The organism is Streptomyces sp. NPDC006012 (assembly GCF_042871185.1).
Taxonomy (GTDB): Bacteria; Actinomycetota; Actinomycetes; order Streptomycetales; family Streptomycetaceae; genus Streptomyces.
In genome coordinates this window covers 379,983-398,674 of record NZ_JBIAIE010000003.1, presented here as the reverse complement: position 1 = coordinate 398,674, position 18,692 = coordinate 379,983, and the positions used below count along the sequence as shown (strand labels likewise).

Here is an 18,692-nt window from a genome sequence, read left to right as displayed (position 1 = left end):
GAAGACTTCACGGCCCGCGACAGGTACGTTCTCGACCGTGCCCGTACCTCATCAGACCGTGAGTCGATCTCTGCTGGTCACCTCCGCCGCACTGCTGTCCCTCTCGCTCACGGCCCCGGCCGCCCTGGCGGCCCCCGGTCCCTCGACCAGTCCGTCGGCCGCGCCCCCGGCGCAGATGTCGACGGTGGGGGGTGTCCGCCTCGGCCAGGCGGGCACCCAGGTCGACCTGGCGGGCGGCGCCCCGGTGCTGCCCAAGGACCTGACCGCGCGCTCCTGGATCGTCGCCGACGCCGAGACCGGCGATGTGCTCGCCGCCCACAACGCGCACTGGCGGCTGCCCCCGGCGAGCACGCTGAAGATGCTGTTCGCCGACACCGTGCTGCCCAGGTTCCCCGCCTCGACGAAGCACAAGGTGGTGCCGTCGGACCTGGCGGGTGTCGGCGCCGGATCCAGCGTGGTGCCGGTGACGGAGGGCCGGACCTACTCGGTCCGCGACCTGTGGCTGGGCGTCTTCCTGCGCTCGGGCAACGACGCCGTGCACGTGCTGTCCGCGATGAACGGCGGCATAGCCGCGACCGTCCGGGACATGCAGACGCACGCCGACGATCTGCAGGCCCTCGACACGCACGTGGTCAGCCCCGACGGCTATGACCAGCCGCGGCAGGTGTCGTCGGCGTACGACCTGACGCTCATCGCCCGCTCCGGGCTGCAGAAGAAGGACTTCCGCGCCTACTGCTCCACGGTCCGGGCGAAGATCCCGGTCGGCACGGAGGCCGGCACGAAGAAGGAGAAGGGCGAACCGGTCGCCGGGACCACGGAGATCCAGAACACCAACCGGCTGCTCAGCGGCGACACCGACGTCCCCGTCTACCAGGGGATCGCGGGCGTGAAGAACGGCAACACCACCAACGCGGGCGCCACCTTCACCGGGGTCGCGGAGCGGGGCGGCAGGGTGCTGCTGGTCACCGTCATGAATCCGGCGAAGAACGAGCACAACGAGGTCTACAAGGAAAGCGCGAAGCTCCTCGACTGGGGGTTCGCGGCGGCCGGGAAGGTGCAGCCGGTGGGCGAGTTGGTGCCGCCGAGGAGTGCGGAGGCGTCGGCCTCGCCCAGCGGCGTGCCGAGCACGGGAGCGGATGCCACGTCACCGGCCGACGGCAAGGGCGCCGGCCCGGCGGCCGGCGGGCCCTCGACCGAACCGGTGAGCGCCGCCACGGGCGGTTCGAGCGGCGTCGGGACCGCGCTGGCCATCGCCGGCGGGGCGCTGGTCGTGCTGGCCGGCGGCGTGTTCCTGGTCAATCGCCGATGGCCGCTGCCGGACCTGGTGCGCCGTCGGACCTCCCGCTCCTGACCTCGGCCCCGTCGCTCCGCGTCGCCGTCCAGGCGGCGCAGAACAGCACCAGTCTCGCGGTGAGGTTGATCCACAGCAGCAGCGCCACGGGCACCCCGAAGGCCCCGTACATGCTCTTCGTCGCGACGCCCTGGATGTAGCCGCTGAGCAGCAGCTTGAGGAATTCGAAGCCGACCGCGCCGATCAGTGCGGCGACGATCAGCCGGCGGCGCGGCGGCTCGACCCCGGGCAACAGGGTGAGGACGTAGAGCAGCACCAGGAAGTCGGCGAGCACGGCGACGGCCAACGCGGCGACGCGCAGCAGGAGGCTGCCCCAGCTCGCCCGGTCCAGACCGAGCTGGTCGGAGATCCAGCCGACCAGCGCGGAGGCCACGGTCGAGATGGCGATGGTCGCGAGCAGGGCGCCGCCGAGGCCGACGAGGACTCCCGCGTCGACAGCCTTGCGCAGGACGGGGTTCTCCGTGGCCTCGGACCGTTCCCATACCGCCCGCAGGCAGTCGCGCATCTGGCCGACCCAGCCGATGCCGGTGAACAGCAGGGCGGCACCGGCGATGAGCCCGACGGTGCCCGCGTTCTGCACCAGGCCGTTGATGTCCAGCTGGTTGGAGATGCCCGGGACCTGTTCGGCGATCTTCTTCTGGAGCTGGGCCTGCTGCGCCGTGCTCAGCGTGGCCGCGGCGATCGACGCGGCCACGGTCAGCAGCGGGAACAGCGCGATGAAGCTGATGAACGTCATCGCGGCGGCCAGCCGGGTCCACTTCACCCGGTCCAGGCGCTCGTACGCCCGCCACGCGTGCGTGGCCGTCAGCCACGTCACGAGCGGACCGATCCCGGGGAGCCTCTTCAGCCAGTCCATGATCCGACTCTGCCCTCGGCGGGGAACACCCATGTCCGAGTACCCCAGAAGCGCAGGATCGTGGCGAGGGCCATGCCGATGCCGGCGCCGGAGACGGTGTCGGCGTACTGCGAGGTCAGGCCGAGGCCGTAGTGGCTGACGGCGATGCACAGGAGCTGGACCAGGGCGCCGGCGAGGTTCACGGCGACGAAGACGGCGTACGGGCGCACGCCCCGGTGCTGTGCGTGGCGGTAGGTGCCGTGCGCGTTGCCCAGGTAGGCGACCGTGCAGCCCGCCGCGAAGGCCAGGGTCTTCGCGGTCAGCGGGTCGAGGCCGGCGGGACCGCGCAGCCAGGTGAAGAGGGCCAGGTCGGTGACGTAGGCGAGGAGCCCTGCGGTGGCGAAGCCCACCAGCTCGCGGCGGGCGGCCGTCACCAGTTCGCCACCGCCAGCCCGTACATGGCGAGCCAGGCCAGCCCGATCAGGGCCAGCGCGCGGTCGTGCAGGACGACGTCCTCGGGCTCGCCGGCGGTGCCGCGGTCGGCGAAGACGGCGTATCTGAGGATCGCGAGGATGAAGGCGACCATCGACAGCTGCCGCCAGGGCAGCACGCCCGGGTGCGGTCCGCCGCCCTCCTCCAGGGCCCACATGCAGTACGCGAGGACGGCGGCCCCCGCGGCCAGCTGCCACACGAAGCGCAGGTATCCGGTCGTGTACTCGGTGAGCAACGCGCGCGTGGCGCCCGACTGTCCGGCCGTCTGGAGGGCTTCCGAGTAGCGCTTGGCGGACACCATGAACAGCGCCCCGAACCCGGTGGTGATCAGGAACCAGCGGGACAGCGGGATGCCGAGCGCGACCCCGCCGATCATCGCGCGCATCACGAACCCGATGGTGACGACGGCGAGATCGGCGACCAGGACGTGCTTGAGGCTGACGCAGTACGCCAGTTGCAGCACGACGTACGCGGTCAGCAGGGCCGCGACGGACGGCGAGGTGAGCCAGAGGGCGGCGGCGGGCGCGAGGACGGCGAGGGCGGCTCCGGCGGCGTAGGCGAGGGGTACCGGGACCTGGCCCGCGGCGACCGGGCGGCGGCACTTGGTGGGGTGGGCGCGGTCCGCCTCGGCGTCGCGGGCGTCGTTGATCAGGTAGACGGCGGCGGCGCAGGCGGTGAACAGGACGAAGACGAGGGCGACCTGGGTGAGCGCGTGCCGGGAGAAGATCTGGCCCGCCGCGGCCGGGGCGGCGGCGACGAGGCTGTTCTTCACCCACTGCTTGGGGCGGGTGGTCCGCAGCAGGCCGCCCAGGACGGTGCCCTTGACCGGGGGCGCGGCCGGAGCGGCGGAGTTCCGCCGCCGCTCCGGCACTCCGGCCTCGCCGGTGTGCACGCCGTCCGTGAGGGGCGCTGTCTCAGTCATGGCCGCTCCCGGTCATCCAGCGCGCGCCGAGCCGGGCAGTGAGCGCGCCCAGGGCCGCGCCGGCGGCGACGTCGGAGGGGTAGTGCACGCCGGCCACCAGGCGGGACAGGCACATGGCGGCGGCCAGCGGCGGGATCCCGTGGGCGCCCAGCGCCCGGAACGCGACCGCGGCGGCCGTCGCGGAGGCGGCGTGCGAACTCGGGAAGGAGTACCGGCCGACGGTGCGGACCAGCGGTTCGACGTGCCCGGGGCGCGCTCGGCGCACCAGGCGTTTGACGCCCGTGCTGGTGAGGTGGGCGCCCGCGACGAGCGCCGTCGCGCGCAGCCAGGAACCGCGCCGCGCACCGTCCGCGGCGGCCGCGGTCAGCCCCGCGGCGAGCCACAGCGCGCCGTGCTCACCGGCCAGCGACAGGCCGCGGGCGGCGGACGCGACGCGCGGATCGGCACCGCAGCCGCGGAGTGCGGAAAGGATCCGGTGGTCCATGTCGTCCATGTGGACCCACTGTTCACCCCCGCACCACCAGAATTACGGCAATATTGGGCGACATCCCATTAATCACCCATTTCGGGGAGAGATTGGATGTTTCTTAATTAATCGCTCACAGCAGGGCGATACGGTCACCGGCATGTCTGGAGCCAAGGTTTCCGTCACCGGCTGGGGCCGCACCGCCCCGACCGCAGCCCGGCTGGTCCGCCCGCGGACGTACGAGGAGGCCGTGGCCGCCGTCCGCGGCTGCGGAGCCCGCGGCTCCATCGCACGGGGCCTCGGCCGGGCCTACGGGGACGCGGCGCAGAACGCCGGCGGGGCCGTGCTCGACATGACCGGCCTCGACCGCATCCACGCCATCGACGCCGACGGCGGCACCGTGCTGTGCGACGCGGGCGTGTCCCTGCACCGGCTGATGGAGGTGCTGCTGCCGCTCGGCTGGTTCGTACCGGTGACGCCCGGCACCCGCCAGGTGACGGTCGGCGGGGCGATCGGCGCCGACATCCACGGCAAGAACCACCACGTCTCCGGCTCCTTCGCCCGCCATGTGCTCGCGCTCGAACTGCTCACCGCCGACGGCGAGATCCGCGCCGTCGGCCGCGGCACGCCCCTGTTCGACGCGACCACCGGCGGCATGGGCCTGACCGGCGTGATCCTGACCGCCACCGTGCGCCTGCTGCCGGTGGAGACCTCGTACATGTCGGTCGACACCGAACGCGCCACCGACCTCGACGACCTGATGGCCCGGCTGACCGCCACCGACCACCGCTACCGCTACTCGGTCGCCTGGATCGACCTGCTGGCCCGGGGCGCGGTCACCGGCCGCGCGGTCCTCACCCGCGGCGACCACGCGCCCCTGGAGGCGCTGGGCACCGGCACGCGCGCGTGGCGGCGCCCGCTGTCCTTCCGCCCCCGGCAGCTCCCGCCCGCCCCGGCCCTCGTCCCGGAGGGCCTGCTCGGCCGCGCCAGCGTCGGACTGTTCAACGAACTCTGGTACCGCAGGGCGCCACGCGCGCGTACCGGCGAACTCCAGCGGATCCCCGCCTTCTTCCACCCCCTGGACGGCGTGCCCCACTGGAACCGGATCTACGGCCGCGGTGGCTTCGTGCAGTACCAGTTCGTCGTCGGACACGGCCAGGAGGAGGCCCTGCACCGGATCGTGCGCCGCATCTCCGCCCGCCGGTGCCCGTCCTTCCTGGCCGTCCTCAAACGCTTCGGGGAGGCGGACCCCGGCTGGCTCTCCTTCCCGGTGCCCGGCTGGACGCTCGCCCTGGACATCCCCGCGGGCCTGCCCCGGCTCGGCGCCTTCCTCGACGAACTGGACGAGGAGGTCGCCGCCGCGGGCGGCCGCGTCTACCTCGCCAAGGACTCCCGGCTCCGCCCCGACCTGCTCGCCCCGATGTACCCCCGGCTCGCCGACTTCCGGGCCCTGCGCGCGGAGATCGACCCGCGCGGGGTGTTCGTCTCGGACCTCGCCCGCCGCCTCGGCCTGTAAGCCCCTGAAGCCCCTCCCCTCCCTTGGAGCTGTCGTGAAGGACGCCTTCGGCCTCCCCCAGTCCCTGCTCGTCCTCGGCGGCACGTCGGAGATCGCCCTCGCCACCACGCGCCGGCTGATCGCCCGCCGCACCCGCACCGTGTGGCTCGCGGGTCGCCCCTCGCCCGCCCTGGAGAAGGCCGCCGGGGAACTGCGCGGCCTGGGGGCGGACGTCCGCACCGTCGCCTTCGACGCACTCGAACCCGAATCGCACGAGACGGCGCTCGGCAAGGTCTTCAGCGAGGGCGACGTCGACATGGTGCTGCTCGCCTTCGGGATCCTCGGCGACCAGGCCCACGACGAACGCGAACCGGTGAGCGCGGTCCGGGTCGCACAGACCAACTACACCGGCGCGGTCTCGGCCGGCCTGATCGCGGCCTCCGCGCTGCAGACGCAGGGCCACGGCTCCCTGGTCGTCCTCTCCTCGGTCGCCGGCGAGCGGGCCCGCCGCTCCAACTTCATCTACGGCTCCAGCAAGGCGGGCCTGGACGCCTTCGCCCAGGGCCTCGGCGACGCACTGCACGGCACGGGCGTGCACGTCATGGTCGTACGCCCCGGATTCGTACGGTCCCGGATGACGGCCGGCCTCGACGAGGCCCCCCTCGCCACCACGCCGCAGGCCGTGGCCACGGCCATCGAGCTGGGCCTGCGGCGCCGCGCGGAAACGATCTGGGTCCCCGGCACCCTCCGCCTGCTCATGACAGCCCTACGGCATACCCCACGAGCGGTGTTCCGCCGCCTCCCGATCTAGCGCATCAGGCGCGGAACTGCCGGAACCACTCCCCTGACCTACGGAAATCCATGAGAAAGGCACATACAGTCGACGTTCTTGCTGCCTTGACCGTCCCCTTGACCGGCTGAACAAGGGACATCCCTTCGGCAACCAGGGGACGCAGGGCGCGGTGCCGTCCCAGGTGGGGAGCCTCACTGCGACGGCTGCACCGGGCAGCCGGTTCAGCAGCAGGAAGGAGCATCATGCGGATGCGTACCGGTCTCACCGTTCTCGCTCTCGTCGGTGCCGCACTCATCACCACCGCCGGCACTGCCGTCGCCGACGGTCAGGACGACACCGACGGAAACGGAGTACTCAACGGCCTCCTCTCGAACTCCCAGCTCACAATCCCTACGAACGCACTTTCCTGTGGTGGGGGACTCATCCCCGTCCTCAACGGTGCTTCCTGCCAGACCGACTCCGGACGCTGAGGGGATCCAGTACCCGCCGACAACGCAAAGCGGCTGGTGACAGCCGACTCGCAGCTTTAAGAATTGACGAACCCATGAGTGATCCAGCACCACGCCGCTGCGGGAGGACACACGACGCGCCGATGCGTGTGTCCTCCCGGCATCACACCTCGACGAGCAGTTTGCCGCGGTTGGCCGTCCGGTCCTGGTAGAGGCTCGCGAACGCGGCCGGGATGTTGCCGAAGCCTTGGCGGACGGTCTGGTCGTAGCGGATCTCCCCACGCCGGATCATGCCGCCCAGATCCTCGTGGAGAGCGTCGTAGTCCTCCTCGTTGCACCAGTCCTGGGCGTAGATCCCGCGGATGGTGGTACGGGGGCGCATGATGTGCTCCAGCAGGCGCGGCCCGGTCTGGTCGCCGCAGACCGTCGTGCCCCACTGCCAGGACACCGCCACCTGGCTGAACCGGTTGAGCATGGTGAACACCGCGTCGGTGAAGGCGCCGCCCAGGTTGTCGAAATACTTGTCGACTCCGTTCGGCGCGGCCTCCTCCAGTGCCGTCAGCACGGCCTCGTGGTCCGCGCCGTGGTTGTAGTGGACGACCCGGTCGAATCCGAGGCCGGTGAGGTACTCCGCCTTCTGCGGTGTGCCGGTGCTGCCGACGACATGGGCTCCGGCCTGCTTGGCCATCTGGCCGACCAGCGTGCCGATGGAGCCCGTCGCACCGCTGACGACGACGGTGTCACCGGGCTCGACCGTGAAGAACTTCGTCATCGTGCCCCACGCGGTCAGGCCGGGGATGCCCATGACACCCAGGGCCGTCGTGAGGGGCAGCTTCTCGTCGTAGCGCGAGGGGTGCAGGCGACGGTAGGCGGACACCTCGAAGGGGAAGTCCTCCGTCTGCCAGACAAAGGCTCGGCCGTCGCTCACGACATGTGTACGCCAGCCGCCGAACCCCTCGACCAGATCGCCGGGCCGGAACCTCGCGTCCGGTCCCGCTTCGAGAACCTCCATGACCGAGTTCGCGGGAACATGCCCTCCGACGGCCGTCAGCTGTGACAGGCCGTGAAGGAAGGGGTCGAGCGAGACGTACAGGGTCCTGAGGAGCATCTGATCGTCCGCAAGACGAATGTCGAGATCTTCCACGACCCTCTCGTACACCCGGTCCACGTCCGGGACCCCTTCAAAGCGCTCCCGCACCACCCAACTCTCGGTCCTCATCGGAATCCCCTCGCTGAGACACGGGCCCGGTACTCGCCGGCCACGCCGTCAAGTCTCCCGGCACCAGCGACCGTTACGGAAGCAATCATGCGGCGAGCAACCCCATGGAGTGAGCGACAAACGCCCGCCCCCAACCCCACCCACCTGCACCCGAAAGACCGCCCCAGCCTCAATAGAGGCACGGGGAACGGCGCGACCAGCCCCCACCCACCCGCACCGGCACAACCGCCTACACACCCCTCATAGGGGCGCGGGGAAGCGCGTGACCGGCCCCCACTACCTCACCCGAACACGCACAACAACCCGCACACAGGGGCGCGGGGAACTGCGCGACCAGCCCCCAACCCACCCGCACCCGCACAACCGCCTACACACCCCTCATAGGGGCGCGGGGAAGCGCAAACAGCCCCCACCTACCCCCGCCGAACAACAACCCCATTCACGCCCCACCCAGCGGAGCGCTCATCGCTCGGCCGGTCTGCGGCGGCACCAACGCCCCTCCGAAGGCGAACTCCCGCAACTTGCGCCACACCCCGTCCGGCCCCTGCTCGTAGAGCGCGAACCCGGTGCACGGCCACTCGGCCTCGAACCCGGCCAGTTCCCGGAAGGCACGGTCCATCGCCGCGTCCTCGATCCCGTGCGCCACCGTGACGTGCGGGTGGTACGGGAACTGCAGCTCGCGCGCGAGCGGACCGGACCCGTCGCGCACCCGCCTCTGCAGCCAGGCGCAGGTCTCCGCACCCTGCACGACCTGCACGTACACCACCGGCGACAGCGGCCGGAAGGTCCCCGTGCCGGACAGCCGCATCGGGAACGGCCGGCCGGCCGCGGCCACCTCGGTGAGATGGGACTCGACGGCCAGCAGCGCGGAGTCCTCGACCTCCGTCGGCGGCAGCAGCGTGACGTGCGTGGGGATGCCGTGAGCCGCGGCGTCGCCGAAGCCCGCGCGCCGCTCCTGGAGCAGGCTGCCGTGAGGCTCCGGGACCGCGATCGACACGCCGATCGTTACGGTCCCCACGTCGTCTCCTGTCGTCGTCCGGTCTCGTCCGCTGCTGTCCGGCGTCGTCCGGTGTCATCCGGTGCGTCTGTCGTCGTCCGTCGTCGTCCCGGCCGGGTCGCCGGTTGGGTACTCGGCCGTCTGGCTATCGACTCTAAGGCCACAGCCGGGTCATGGGCAGGCGCAGCCGAAGTGATGTGCGGCGCCCCGCCCGATGCCCGTGTGTGCGGTGGTGCGCCTCAGTGCTTGGCGGGCAGGAATCCCACCCGGTCGTACGCGCGGGCCAGCGTCTCCGCGGCGACGGCACGCGCCTTCTCGGCGCCCTTGGCGAGGATCGAGTCGAGCGTCTCGGAATCGTCCAGGTACTGCTGGGTGCGCTCCCTGAAGGGCGTCACGAATTCGACCATGACCTCGGCGAGATCCGTCTTGAGCGCCCCGTAGCCCTTGCCCTCGTACTTCACCTCCAGCTCGGACACCGCCGCCCCGGTGAGCGTCGAGTAGATCGTGAGCAGATTGCTCACGCCCGGCTTGTTCTCGGCGTCGAAACGGATGACCGTGTCGGTGTCCGTGACCGCGCTCTTGACCTTCTTCGCGGTGGTCGCGGGCTCGTCGAGGAGGTTGATGAGGCCCTTCGGTGTGGAGGCCGACTTGCTCATCTTGGCGGACGGGTCCTGGAGGTCGTAGATCTTCGCCGTCTCCTTCAGGATGTACGGCTTCGGCACGGTGAAGGTCGCACCGAACCGGCCGTTGAAGCGCTCGGCGAGGTCGCGGGTCAGCTCGACGTGCTGGCGCTGGTCCTCGCCGACCGGGACCTCGTTGGCCTGGTAGAGCAGGATGTCGGCGACCTGGAGGATCGGGTACGTGAACAGGCCGACGGAGGCGCGGTCGGCGCCCTGCCTGGCGGACTTGTCCTTGAACTGGGTCATCCGGGACGCCTCGCCGAAGCCGGTGAGGCAGTTCATGACCCAGGCGAGCTGGGCGTGCTCCGGGACGTGGCTCTGCACGAACAGTGTGCAGCGCTCCGGGTCGAGGCCGGCCGCGAGGAGCTGGGCGGCGGCGAGCCGGGTGTTGGCGCGCAGTTCCTTCGGGTCCTGCGGGACCGTGATCGCGTGCAGGTCGACGACCATGTAGAACGCGTCGTGGGACTCCTGCAGGGCCACCCACTGGCGGACGGCGCCGAGATAGTTGCCGAGGTGGAACGAGCCCGCGGTGGGCTGGATTCCGGAGAGCACGCGGGGACTGTCTGAGGCCATGTTCACCATTCTCTCAGGTGTGGGGCCGCGATCCCGACCTGGCCGGAAACAGGTGGGAACCGATTCGGCTCGGGCGGTGTATCAAAAGCGTGAGGACGCGGGAGGGGGGCCGCATCGTCGATGAGGCCGCGGTGATCGCACGCGTACGCGCCGGAGAGCCGGAGGCGTATGCGGAGCTGGTGCGGGCCCATACGGGCATCGCCCTGCGGGCGGCCGCGGCGCTCGGGGCGGGTGCGGACGCGGAGGACGTGGTGCAGCAGGCTTTCGTCAAGGCGTACTGCGCGCTGGGCCGTTTCAAGGACGGCGCGGTGTTCAAGCCCTGGCTGCTGTCGATCGTCGCCAACGAGACGCGGAACACCGTGCGGACGGCAGCACGGCAGCGCACGCTCGCCGGCCGGGAGGCCGCCTTCGCGGAGGCCGAGCCGCTGATACCGGAGGCGGCGGACCCGGCGGTCGCCACGCTCCACACGGAGCGCCGCGCGGCCCTGCTGGCCGCCCTGGAGCAGCTGAGCGAGGAACACCGCCTGGTCGTCACCTACCGCTATCTCCTGGAGATGGACGAATCGGAGACGGCGCAGGCCCTCGGCTGGCCCCGGGGGACGGTGAAGTCCCGCCTGAACCGCTCCCTGCGGAAGCTGGGGCGGCTGCTGCCGGAATTCCAGCCCAGGGAAGGGGGTGACGGGCGTGACTGAGTCGTACGACGGCGAGGACGGACGGGCCTCCGGGGGCGCCGGGGACCGAGGCCCGCGCCGTCCGGGCGGCGGCCGGGGGCCGCGGGGACAAGGCCGCGGACGGTCCGGCGGCTCCGCCGCCGCCCGCCTGCCGGAGGAGCTGCGGGCGCTCGGCCGGTCACTGGGAGCAGCCGGGGCCGACGGGCCCGACGGCGCCGCGGGTCCGATCGGCCCGGAGACGATGGCCGAGCGGGTGCTGGCGCAGATACTGGCCGAGCGGGTGCCGGTGCCGGTGGCCGAGCCGCCGGGTGCCCGTGAGCGGCTGCGCACCGTCCGGCGCTGGACGCGGCTGCGGTGGCGTTCGCTGACGGCGACGCTGTGCGGTCTGCTGGCGGTGCTGGCACTCACGCCGCCGGTGCGCGCCGCGGTGTACGACTGGTTCGGCTTCGGCGGGATCGAGGTGCGCTACGACCCTTCGGCGGTGCCCTCCCCCGGCGCCGAGGTGCCCGGCTGCGGCCGCTCGCTGACCCTCGCGCAGGCAGGCCGGCAAGCCGGGTTCGAACCCCTTGTGCCGGACGCCCTCGGGGTGCCGGACTCGGTGACCGTGACCGATGAGCCGCACGGCCGTCTCCTGCTGAGCATGTGCTGGCAGGAGCGGGGCGGCACGGTTCGGCTCGACGAGTTCCCGGCGAGCCTGGACCCCGGTTTCTTCAAGGCCGTGCGGGAGGCGCCGGAGTGGATCGAGCTGCACCGGGCGCAGGCGCCGGACGGCCTTCCCGACGTCGCCCTGTGGTTCCCGCAGCCGCATCTGCTGGGGTTCTGGCTGGCGGACGGAGACGGCGGCCGCTACCGGCGGCAGGTGCGCACGGCGGGACCGACGCTGCTGTGGACCCACCGGGCGCAGCCGAGCGCGGGGACCGGTGACGAGGGCGGCGCGGGGTCCGGCGGCGAGGGGGCCGGTGGTTCCTGGGGCGGGGAGGTGACCCTGCGGCTGGAAGGCGCGGACACACGGACGAGGGCGGTGACGATCGCGCAGTCCCTCACCGCGCTGTTCCGGCAGGCCGCCCGGCATGAACGGCCCCGCGGGTCCGAGCGGTCCGGTGGTGCCTCGGACACGTCCTCGAAATAGTGGGTGCCGGGAAGGGAACCCGGCGGGGCCGGGCGGTGTACCAGAAGTGACACGCGGCCCGGGGACGGCCGCACGGATTCGACTGGTTGCTGGGGGGTTCGCATGGCGAAAGACAGGGCTCGTGAACTGACGGTATTGGGCGGGGTGTTGGCTGTCCTGCTCGGGCTGTTGTTATGGGGTGCGTCGTCCGCGGTGGCCGGCGGCCCGACCAGCGTGTTGGTGGCCTCACCCCAGAGCGAGGAGGCCGCCGCGCGGTACTACTCGGACAAGGACTACGAGCAACTCCAGGCTCTGCTGGGCCCGGAGGGCAAGGGTTCGCGGACCATGCCGCCGGAGGCGGGACTGTCCTCCGCCCGTCAGATCAATGTGACCTGGCTGGCGCACGACATATCGCCCTGGCGAGTCGACCGGGTCTTCCCCCTCGACTCACCATCGCGGGAGGTCTGGATCCACACGGCGGCCAACCTGCCCACATCGGGGAACGGCTACTGGCACCAGGCCGAGCAGCCCGCCCAACTGCGTTCTCTCCTAGGAGAGTTGGGAGTGACGGGCAAGAGGACCGGCCAAGCGGACTACAGCGGCATCTTCCCGGCGCCGTGGCAGTCGGACACCCCTGGCCCGTCGGCGCAGGAGGACGAGAACACCACGACAGTCTCGATCAGCACCGGAACCGAGGGCGACGGCACCGACTGGTGGTGGGCGATACCAGGCGCTGCGGCGGGAGCGGCGCTCACACTGGTGCTGCGCCGCTTCCTGCCCCGGCTGGCACCCGCGGCTCTGCGGCGTGGCAGCCGAGAGCCGGGGCCGAGACAGGAGCTACGGGACATATGAGCGCCACGGAGCCACGAAGCCCTGCGGGCCACCGGCGCCGGGCTCACGGGCCCCGGCCGGGTGTCAGCCGAGGTCGACCTCCGGGTACAGCGGGAACCCGGCCACGAGGTCGGAGGCTCGCTGCGAGATCTCGTCCGCGATCTTCGGGTCGAGGACGTGCTGGGCCTTGGACTGCGTGCCCTTGCTGGTGGTGCCGGGCTCGGCCGTGGTGAGGACGCGGTCGATGAGCGCGGCCACCTCGTCCATCTCGGCGGTGCCCAGGCCACGCGTGGTCAGGGCAGGGGTGCCGATGCGGATACCGGAGGTGTACCAGGCGCCGTTGGGGTCGGCCGGGATCGCGTTGCGGTTGGTGACGATGCCGGACTCCAGCAGTGCGGCCTCGGCCTGCCGACCGGTGAGGCCATAGGAGGTGGCGACATCGATCAGATTGAGGTGGTTGTCGGTTCCGCCGGTGACAAGGGTGGCGCCCCGGCCCATCAGTCCCTCCGCCAGGGCGCGGGAGTTGTCGACGATCCGCTGCGCGTAGCCCTGGAAGGACGGCCGCCGGGCCTCGGCGAGGGCGACGGCCTTGGCGGCCATGACATGCGGAAGAGGGCCACCGAGCACCATCGGGCAGCCGCGGTCGACCTGGTCCTTGAGCGAGTCGTCGCACAGGACCATGCCGCCGCGCGGGCCGCGCAGCGACTTGTGGGTAGTGGTGGTGACGATCTGGGCGTGCGGAACGGGATCGAAGTCACCGGTGAGGACCTTGCCGGCGACCAGACCGGCGAAGTGCGCCATGTCGACCATGAGCGTGGCGCCGACCTCGTCGGCGATCTCGCGCATGATCCGGAAGTTCACGAGACGGGGGTAGGCGGAGTAGCCGGCGACGATGATCAGCGGCTTGAACTCGCGGGCGGAGGCACGCAGCGCCTCGTAGTCGATGAGGCCGGTCGTCGGATCGGTGCCGTAGGAGCGCTGGTCGAACATCTTGCCCGAGATGTTCGGACGGAAACCGTGCGTGAGGTGGCCACCGGCATCCAGGGACATGCCGAGCATGCGCTGATTGCCGAAGGACTGGCGCAGTTCGGCCCAGTCGGCCTCGGACAGGTCGTTGACCTGCCGGACGCCGGCCTTCTCCAGGGCGGGCGCCTCGACGCGCTGGGCGAGGACGGCCCAGAAGGCGACGAGGTTGGCGTCGATACCGGAGTGCGGCTGGACATAGGCGTGGCGGGCGCCGAAAAGTTCCCTGGCGTGCTCGGCGGCGATCGACTCGACGGTGTCGACGTTGCGGCAGCCGGCGTAGAAGCGGCGGCCGACGGTGCCCTCGGCGTACTTGTCGCTGAACCAGTTGCCCATCGCGAGAAGGGTGGCCGGGGAGGCGTAGTTCTCGGAGGCGATCAGCTTCAGCATCTCGCGCTGGTCGGCGACCTCCTGGCCGATGGCGTCGGCCACCCGCGGCTCGACGGCGCGGATCACGTCGAGGGCGGCCCGGAAGGCAGTGGACTCGGCGGAGAGAGACGTGGAGTGAGGAGCGAGGGGCTGCTCTGGCATGAGGACCTCCGGACGGTGTGCATACAGCGTTCACGGTTCGGCCCAGGCGCACGGCACTCGGTCTCGCTGAGGCCGCTCCCCGATGGTCCATCCCATCCCAGCGCGCCAGTCACGGCCCGCAGCCAGCCTACCGGGCGCGCAGGACGGGGACGCGCACGACGGGGAAGCGGGGCGGCGGCCGCATGTCAGTGACGGCTGCGGGCCCCTCTCTCGCGCAAAGATGGGAAGAAGATAGAGAAAGAGAGATGAATCCGACCCGCTGGCCACAGGAGTTCCCGTGAACGCTACGGAGACGCTCATCGCCGCCGCCGACGCCCACAGCGCGCACAACTACCACCCGCTGCCGGTGGTCGTGGCCACCGCAGACGGGGCCTGGATGACGGACGTGGAGGGCCGGCGCTATCTCGATCTGCTCGCCGGCTACTCCGCCCTGAACTTCGGGCACCGTCATCCGCGTCTGGTGGCGGCGGTCAGGGCCCAGCTGGAACGGGTGACGCTGACGTCACGGGCGTTCCAGCACGACCGGTTCGCCGCGTTCTGCGCAGAGCTGGCCGAGCTGTGCGGCATGGAACTGGTGCTGCCGATGAACACGGGCGTGGAGGCGGTGGAGACCGCGGTGAAGACGGCCCGGAAATGGGGCTACCGGGTGAAGGGGGTGCCTGCGGAGATGGCGAAGATCGTGGTCGCCGGGGGCAACTTCCACGGCCGTACGACGACGGTCATCAGCTTCTCCACCGACCCCCAGGCGCGGGCGGATTTCGGGCCGTACACGCCGGGCTTCGAGATCGTGCCGTACGGGGACCTGACCGCGATGCGGGCGGCGCTCACCGAGAACACGGTCGCGGTGCTGCTGGAGCCGATCCAGGGCGAGGCGGGCGTGATCGTGCCGCCGGCCGGTTATCTGCCGGCGGTGCGAGAGCTGACCCGGGAGCGGAACGTGCTGTTCGTCGCGGACGAGATCCAGTCGGGACTCGGCCGGACCGGGCGGACCTTCGCGTGCGAGCACGAGGGGGTCGTACCGGATGTGTATCTGCTGGGGAAGGCGCTGGGCGGCGGGATCGTTCCGGTGTCCGCGGTGGTGTCGGGTGCGGAGGTGCTCGGGGTGTTCCGGCCGGGTGAGCACGGGTCGACGTTCGGCGGGAATCCGCTGGCCTGTGCCGTGGCGCTCGAAGTGATCGCGATGCTGCGGTCGGGCGAGTACCAGGCGCGCGCGGCGGCGCTGGGCGAGCATCTGCACCGTGAGCTGGTCGCGCTGCTCGGCACCGGTGCGGTGACGGCGGTGCGCGGGCGCGGCCTGTGGGCCGGGGTGGACATCACGCCGACGCTCGGCACGGGGCGGCGGATCTCGGAGCGGCTGATGGACCGTGGCGTCCTGGTGAAGGACACGCACGGCTCGACGATCCGGATCGCGCCGCCGCTGGTGATCGAGAAGGAGGACCTGGACTGGGGGCTCGACCAGCTGCGGGCGGTGCTGGCCGCCTGAGACGGTCACGGCGGGAACGGAAACGACGGCCGGGACGGCAACCGCAACAGCAACAACCCTGCCTCTGCCCGCGCTGTCTCCGCCCGCCAACCTCCCGGGCCCCTGCATCCAGGTGCTCCCAAGGCCCTACATCTAGGTCCCCGCCGTCCCAGCCCCATCCTTCAGGGGCTGCTCAGTCAGGGGCTGCTCCGCCGGGGCCTCGCCGAAGCGGGCCAGGGCCAGGGCGCCCGCCACCGCCACCACGAAGCCCAGCACCGCCAGCCAGGCCAGTCCCCCGCGGGTGCGGTCGCCGAGCCACACCACGCCCACCACCGCCGGGCCGATCGTCTCCCCGATCACCATTCCGGCGGTGGCTGTCGTCACCGAGCCGCGTTGCAGGGCCGAGGTGAGCAGCAGAAACGCGGCACCGCCGCCGATCAGCAGGGCGTAGGTGGCCGGGTTGGTGAACAGGGCGGCCGGCCTGAGGCTGTCGATCAGCCGTACCGCGACCTCCACCACCCCGAACCCGCACCCCGCGCCGAGCCCGAGCAGCAGCGCCCGGTTCCGTTCCCGCAACCGCCCGCCGACCGCTCCGACCAGCAGCACCCCCAGGGCCACCGCGGGCAGCGCGTACGTCAACGCCGTCGAGCCGTCCCGATGGCCCTCCGGCCCGGAGGCCAGCCCCAGCATCGCCAGCCCGGCGCACACCACCGCCACCGCGCCCCACTCCACCCCGCTCAGCCGCACCCGCAGCAGTCGCGCCGCCACCACGGCGGTCACCGCCAGGCTCGCGGCCAGCGCCGCGGCGACCGCGTAGATCGGCAGCGACCGCAGCGCCGCGATCTGGAGCAGGAACCCGAGCCCGTCCAGCCCCAGCCCGGCCAGATACCGCCACTGCCGCAGCGCCCGCAGCAACAGCGCCGTGTCCCCGCCCCCGCCGACGTCCGCCGCCTGCCGGGCGGCCATGGCCTGCAACACGGTCGCCGTACCGAAGCAGACCGCCGCGCCCAGGGCGCACACCATTCCGAAAAGCACAAAGCGACTGTAGAGGAACGGGAAGGCCCGGGGCCCGGCCCCGGGCAGGCTCACACCGGACTCTCGCCCCGCAGCCTCCAGTCCCACAGACTCTCGCTCCTGGGGTTCCCCGTCCACAGACTCCAGCCCCGCGGACCCCCCTCCCGCTCATTCGCGACCCGCTCACTCGCGACGAACCCCACCCCGCACGGTGGCTACGGAAGTACGCGGCACAAGGCTTCCAGGGCTGCCGTCCAGGCGTGGTCCGGTGGGGTTCCGTAGCCGACGACCAGGGCGTCCAGCGGGGCGGTGTCGGCCTGAACGTGGCGGTACGTGCTCAGGCCGTGCAGGGCGAGGCCCTGCCAGGCGGCGGCCTGGACCACCGATCGTTCGGTGCCGGGCGGCAGGCGCAGGACCGCGTGCAGACCGGCCGCGATGCCGGTGACATGGACCTCGGGAGCGCGGGCGGCGAGGGCCGCGACGAGGGCGTCGCGGCGGTTCCGGTAGCGCAGCCGGGCGGAGCGTACCTGACGGTCGTAGGCGCCGGAGGTGAGGAAGTCGGCCAGGGTGAGCTGGTCCAGTACCCCACAGCCGTCGCTGTGGCCCTTGGCTGCCGCGCACTCGTCGACGAGGGACGGCGGCAGCACCATCCAGCCCAGCCGCAGGCCGGGGGCGAGGGACTTGCTGGCGGTGCCGAGGTAGACGACGTGATCAGGGTCCAGGCCCTGAAGGGCGCCGACGGGCTGGCGGTCATAGCGGAACTCGCCGTCGTAGTCGTCCTCCAGGACCAGGCCGCCGGTCCGCCGCGCCCACTCGACCACGGCGGCCCGCCGGTCGGGGTGCAGGGCCGTGCCCATCGGGAACTGGTGGGCGGGGGTGAGCAGCACGGCACCCGCGTCCGGTACGGCACGGGTGTCGGTGGCCCGTTCGTCGTAGGGCAGCGGCGGAATGGCCAGACCTGCGCTGGTCAGCCGGTCCCGGTGGATGAACAGGCCGTACGACTCGACGGCGACCGTGCGGGCGCCGCGGGCCCGCAGCACCCTGGCGAGGATCTCCAGGCCGTGCACGAAACCGGCGCACACCATGATGTTCCCGGGATCGGCGCGTACGCCCCGGGAGCGGGCGAGATAGCCGGCGAGGGCGGTGCGCAGTTCGGGTCGGCCGCGCGGGTCGCCGTAGCCGAGCGCGTCGTTGGGGGCGGCGGCGAGGGCGCGGCGGGCGGCCTTGAGCCACTCGGTGCGCGGGAAGGCGGCCAGGTCGGGGGTGCCGGGCGTCAGGTTGTGGGTCGGCCGCTCGGGGACGCGGCGGCGGGGCGCCGGAGCGGTCGTCCCCGGCGCCTTGGCCACCCCAGCCGCCCCAGTCGCCCCGGCCACCCCAATCGCCGTAGTCGCCGTAGTCGCCCCGGTCCCGCCACCTGCACCGCCCGCACCACCGGTGCCGCCGGTGCCGCCCGCGCCCCCGGCCGGGGCCGGTATCCCCGTAGCCACCCGGGTGCCCGAGCCCTGCCGGGCGGTGAGCCAGCCCTCGGCGACGAGGTCGGCGTAGGCGTCGGCGACGGTGTTGCGGGCGATGCCGAGGTCGGTGGCGAGGGTGCGGGAGGAGGGCAGCCGGGTGCCGGGGGCGAGGCGGCCGGTGCGGACCGCGTCCCGCAGCGCGTCGGTGAGACCCCGCCGCAGACCGCCCGACCCGGTCGGTTCCAGATGCAGGTCGATGCCCAAAGTGGCCCAGGATTCTGCCATGGAAATGGACCATACCCCTGGGCTGCCTGGCTTCTAGTGTT

The 18,692-nt window shown here is 72.0% G+C and carries 18 protein-coding genes; 8 read left to right on the top strand and 10 right to left on the bottom strand.

Annotated elements, in window-relative coordinates:
* Positions 1-37 precede the first annotated feature (37 nt).
* A complete protein-coding gene (locus tag ACFYPJ_RS08715) occupies positions 38-1,351 on the top strand; it encodes a D-alanyl-D-alanine carboxypeptidase family protein (RefSeq protein ID WP_389012553.1) in 1,314 nt (437 codons plus the stop codon).
* Here ACFYPJ_RS08715 and ACFYPJ_RS08710 read toward each other — a convergent pair.
* From ACFYPJ_RS08710 to ACFYPJ_RS08695, 4 genes are read right to left on the bottom strand one after another with little or no spacing between them, the layout of a single operon-like run.
* Positions 1,296-2,207 (bottom strand): YihY/virulence factor BrkB family protein, encoded by a 912-nt coding sequence (locus tag ACFYPJ_RS08710; protein WP_389012550.1) that lies wholly within the window; start codon positions 2,205-2,207, stop codon positions 1,296-1,298. The two genes, ACFYPJ_RS08715 and ACFYPJ_RS08710, sit on opposite strands and share 56 nt — an antisense overlap.
* Positions 2,195-2,620: a GtrA family protein gene (locus ACFYPJ_RS08705; RefSeq protein WP_389012547.1), complete on the bottom strand. Its 426-nt coding sequence runs from the start codon at positions 2,618-2,620 to the stop codon at positions 2,195-2,197. The genes ACFYPJ_RS08710 and ACFYPJ_RS08705 overlap by 13 nt, the downstream gene beginning before the upstream one ends.
* A complete protein-coding gene (locus tag ACFYPJ_RS08700; protein ID WP_389012544.1) occupies positions 2,617-3,600 on the bottom strand; it encodes a decaprenyl-phosphate phosphoribosyltransferase in 984 nt (327 codons plus the stop codon). Before ACFYPJ_RS08700 ends, ACFYPJ_RS08705 begins: the two co-directional genes overlap by 4 nt.
* Entirely contained in the window at positions 3,593-4,093 is a 501-nt protein-coding gene (locus ACFYPJ_RS08695; protein WP_389012541.1) for a phosphatase PAP2 family protein, read from the bottom strand. Before ACFYPJ_RS08695 ends, ACFYPJ_RS08700 begins: the two co-directional genes overlap by 8 nt.
* A gap of 133 nt (positions 4,094-4,226) precedes the next feature.
* On the opposite strand from ACFYPJ_RS08695, the gene ACFYPJ_RS08690 reads away from it, so the two are divergent.
* The 3 genes from ACFYPJ_RS08690 to ACFYPJ_RS08680 all read left to right on the top strand — a co-directional run bounded on the left by ACFYPJ_RS08690 (position 4,227) and on the right by ACFYPJ_RS08680 (position 6,824).
* Positions 4,227-5,582, top strand: coding sequence for an FAD-binding protein (locus ACFYPJ_RS08690; protein WP_389012538.1), 1,356 nt, complete (start codon positions 4,227-4,229; stop codon positions 5,580-5,582).
* 34 nt (positions 5,583-5,616) lie between these two features.
* Positions 5,617-6,372: a decaprenylphospho-beta-D-erythro-pentofuranosid-2-ulose 2-reductase gene (locus ACFYPJ_RS08685; RefSeq protein WP_389012535.1), complete on the top strand. Its 756-nt coding sequence runs from the start codon at positions 5,617-5,619 to the stop codon at positions 6,370-6,372.
* A gap of 224 nt (positions 6,373-6,596) precedes the next feature.
* Positions 6,597-6,824, top strand: coding sequence for a hypothetical protein (locus ACFYPJ_RS08680; RefSeq protein ID WP_389012532.1), 228 nt, complete (start codon positions 6,597-6,599; stop codon positions 6,822-6,824).
* Between the two features lie 142 nt (positions 6,825-6,966).
* Here ACFYPJ_RS08680 and ACFYPJ_RS08675 read toward each other — a convergent pair whose 3' ends face one another.
* The 3 genes from ACFYPJ_RS08675 to trpS form a co-directional block, all read right to left on the bottom strand.
* Positions 6,967-8,022, bottom strand: coding sequence for a zinc-binding dehydrogenase (locus ACFYPJ_RS08675; protein WP_389012529.1), 1,056 nt, complete (start codon positions 8,020-8,022; stop codon positions 6,967-6,969).
* 439 nt (positions 8,023-8,461) lie between these two features.
* A complete protein-coding gene (locus tag ACFYPJ_RS08670) occupies positions 8,462-9,040 on the bottom strand; it encodes a 2'-5' RNA ligase family protein (protein WP_389012526.1) in 579 nt (192 codons plus the stop codon).
* A 218-nt stretch (positions 9,041-9,258) separates the two neighbouring features.
* On the bottom strand, positions 9,259-10,272 hold the full coding sequence (trpS, locus tag ACFYPJ_RS08665; protein WP_389012523.1) for a tryptophan--tRNA ligase: 1,014 nt from the start codon (positions 10,270-10,272) through the stop codon (positions 9,259-9,261).
* An 89-nt stretch (positions 10,273-10,361) separates the two neighbouring features.
* On the opposite strand from trpS, the gene ACFYPJ_RS08660 reads away from it, so the two are divergent.
* The 3 genes from ACFYPJ_RS08660 to ACFYPJ_RS08650 all read left to right on the top strand — a co-directional run bounded on the left by ACFYPJ_RS08660 (position 10,362) and on the right by ACFYPJ_RS08650 (position 12,903).
* A complete protein-coding gene (locus tag ACFYPJ_RS08660; protein ID WP_389012520.1) occupies positions 10,362-10,964 on the top strand; it encodes an RNA polymerase sigma factor in 603 nt (200 codons plus the stop codon).
* Positions 10,957-12,072 carry a hypothetical protein gene (locus ACFYPJ_RS08655; protein ID WP_389012517.1) on the top strand — a complete coding sequence of 372 codons (1,116 nt, stop codon included), beginning with the start codon at positions 10,957-10,959 and terminating at the stop codon, positions 12,070-12,072. Before ACFYPJ_RS08660 ends, ACFYPJ_RS08655 begins: the two co-directional genes overlap by 8 nt.
* Positions 12,073-12,174: 102 nt before the next feature.
* On the top strand, positions 12,175-12,903 hold the full coding sequence (locus tag ACFYPJ_RS08650) for a hypothetical protein (protein ID WP_389012514.1): 729 nt from the start codon (positions 12,175-12,177) through the stop codon (positions 12,901-12,903).
* 63 nt (positions 12,904-12,966) lie between these two features.
* Here ACFYPJ_RS08650 and ACFYPJ_RS08645 read toward each other — a convergent pair whose 3' ends face one another.
* Positions 12,967-14,436, bottom strand: a complete 1,470-nt coding sequence (locus ACFYPJ_RS08645; protein WP_389012511.1) for a glycine hydroxymethyltransferase — start codon at positions 14,434-14,436, stop codon at positions 12,967-12,969.
* Positions 14,437-14,713: 277 nt separating this feature from the next.
* Between ACFYPJ_RS08645 and rocD the strand changes: the two genes are divergently transcribed.
* Positions 14,714-15,919: an ornithine--oxo-acid transaminase gene (gene rocD / locus ACFYPJ_RS08640; protein ID WP_389012508.1), complete on the top strand. Its 1,206-nt coding sequence runs from the start codon at positions 14,714-14,716 to the stop codon at positions 15,917-15,919.
* A gap of 132 nt (positions 15,920-16,051) precedes the next feature.
* Here the strand turns inward: rocD and ACFYPJ_RS08635 are convergent, their stop codons facing one another.
* Together ACFYPJ_RS08635 and ACFYPJ_RS08630 are read right to left on the bottom strand one after the other, a co-directional pair.
* Positions 16,052-16,921: a DMT family transporter gene (locus ACFYPJ_RS08635; protein ID WP_389012971.1), complete on the bottom strand. Its 870-nt coding sequence runs from the start codon at positions 16,919-16,921 to the stop codon at positions 16,052-16,054.
* Positions 16,922-17,127: 206 nt separating this feature from the next.
* Positions 17,128-18,651, bottom strand: a complete 1,524-nt coding sequence (locus ACFYPJ_RS08630) for a PLP-dependent aminotransferase family protein (RefSeq protein WP_389012505.1) — start codon at positions 18,649-18,651, stop codon at positions 17,128-17,130.
* Positions 18,652-18,692: the final 41 nt, after the last annotated feature.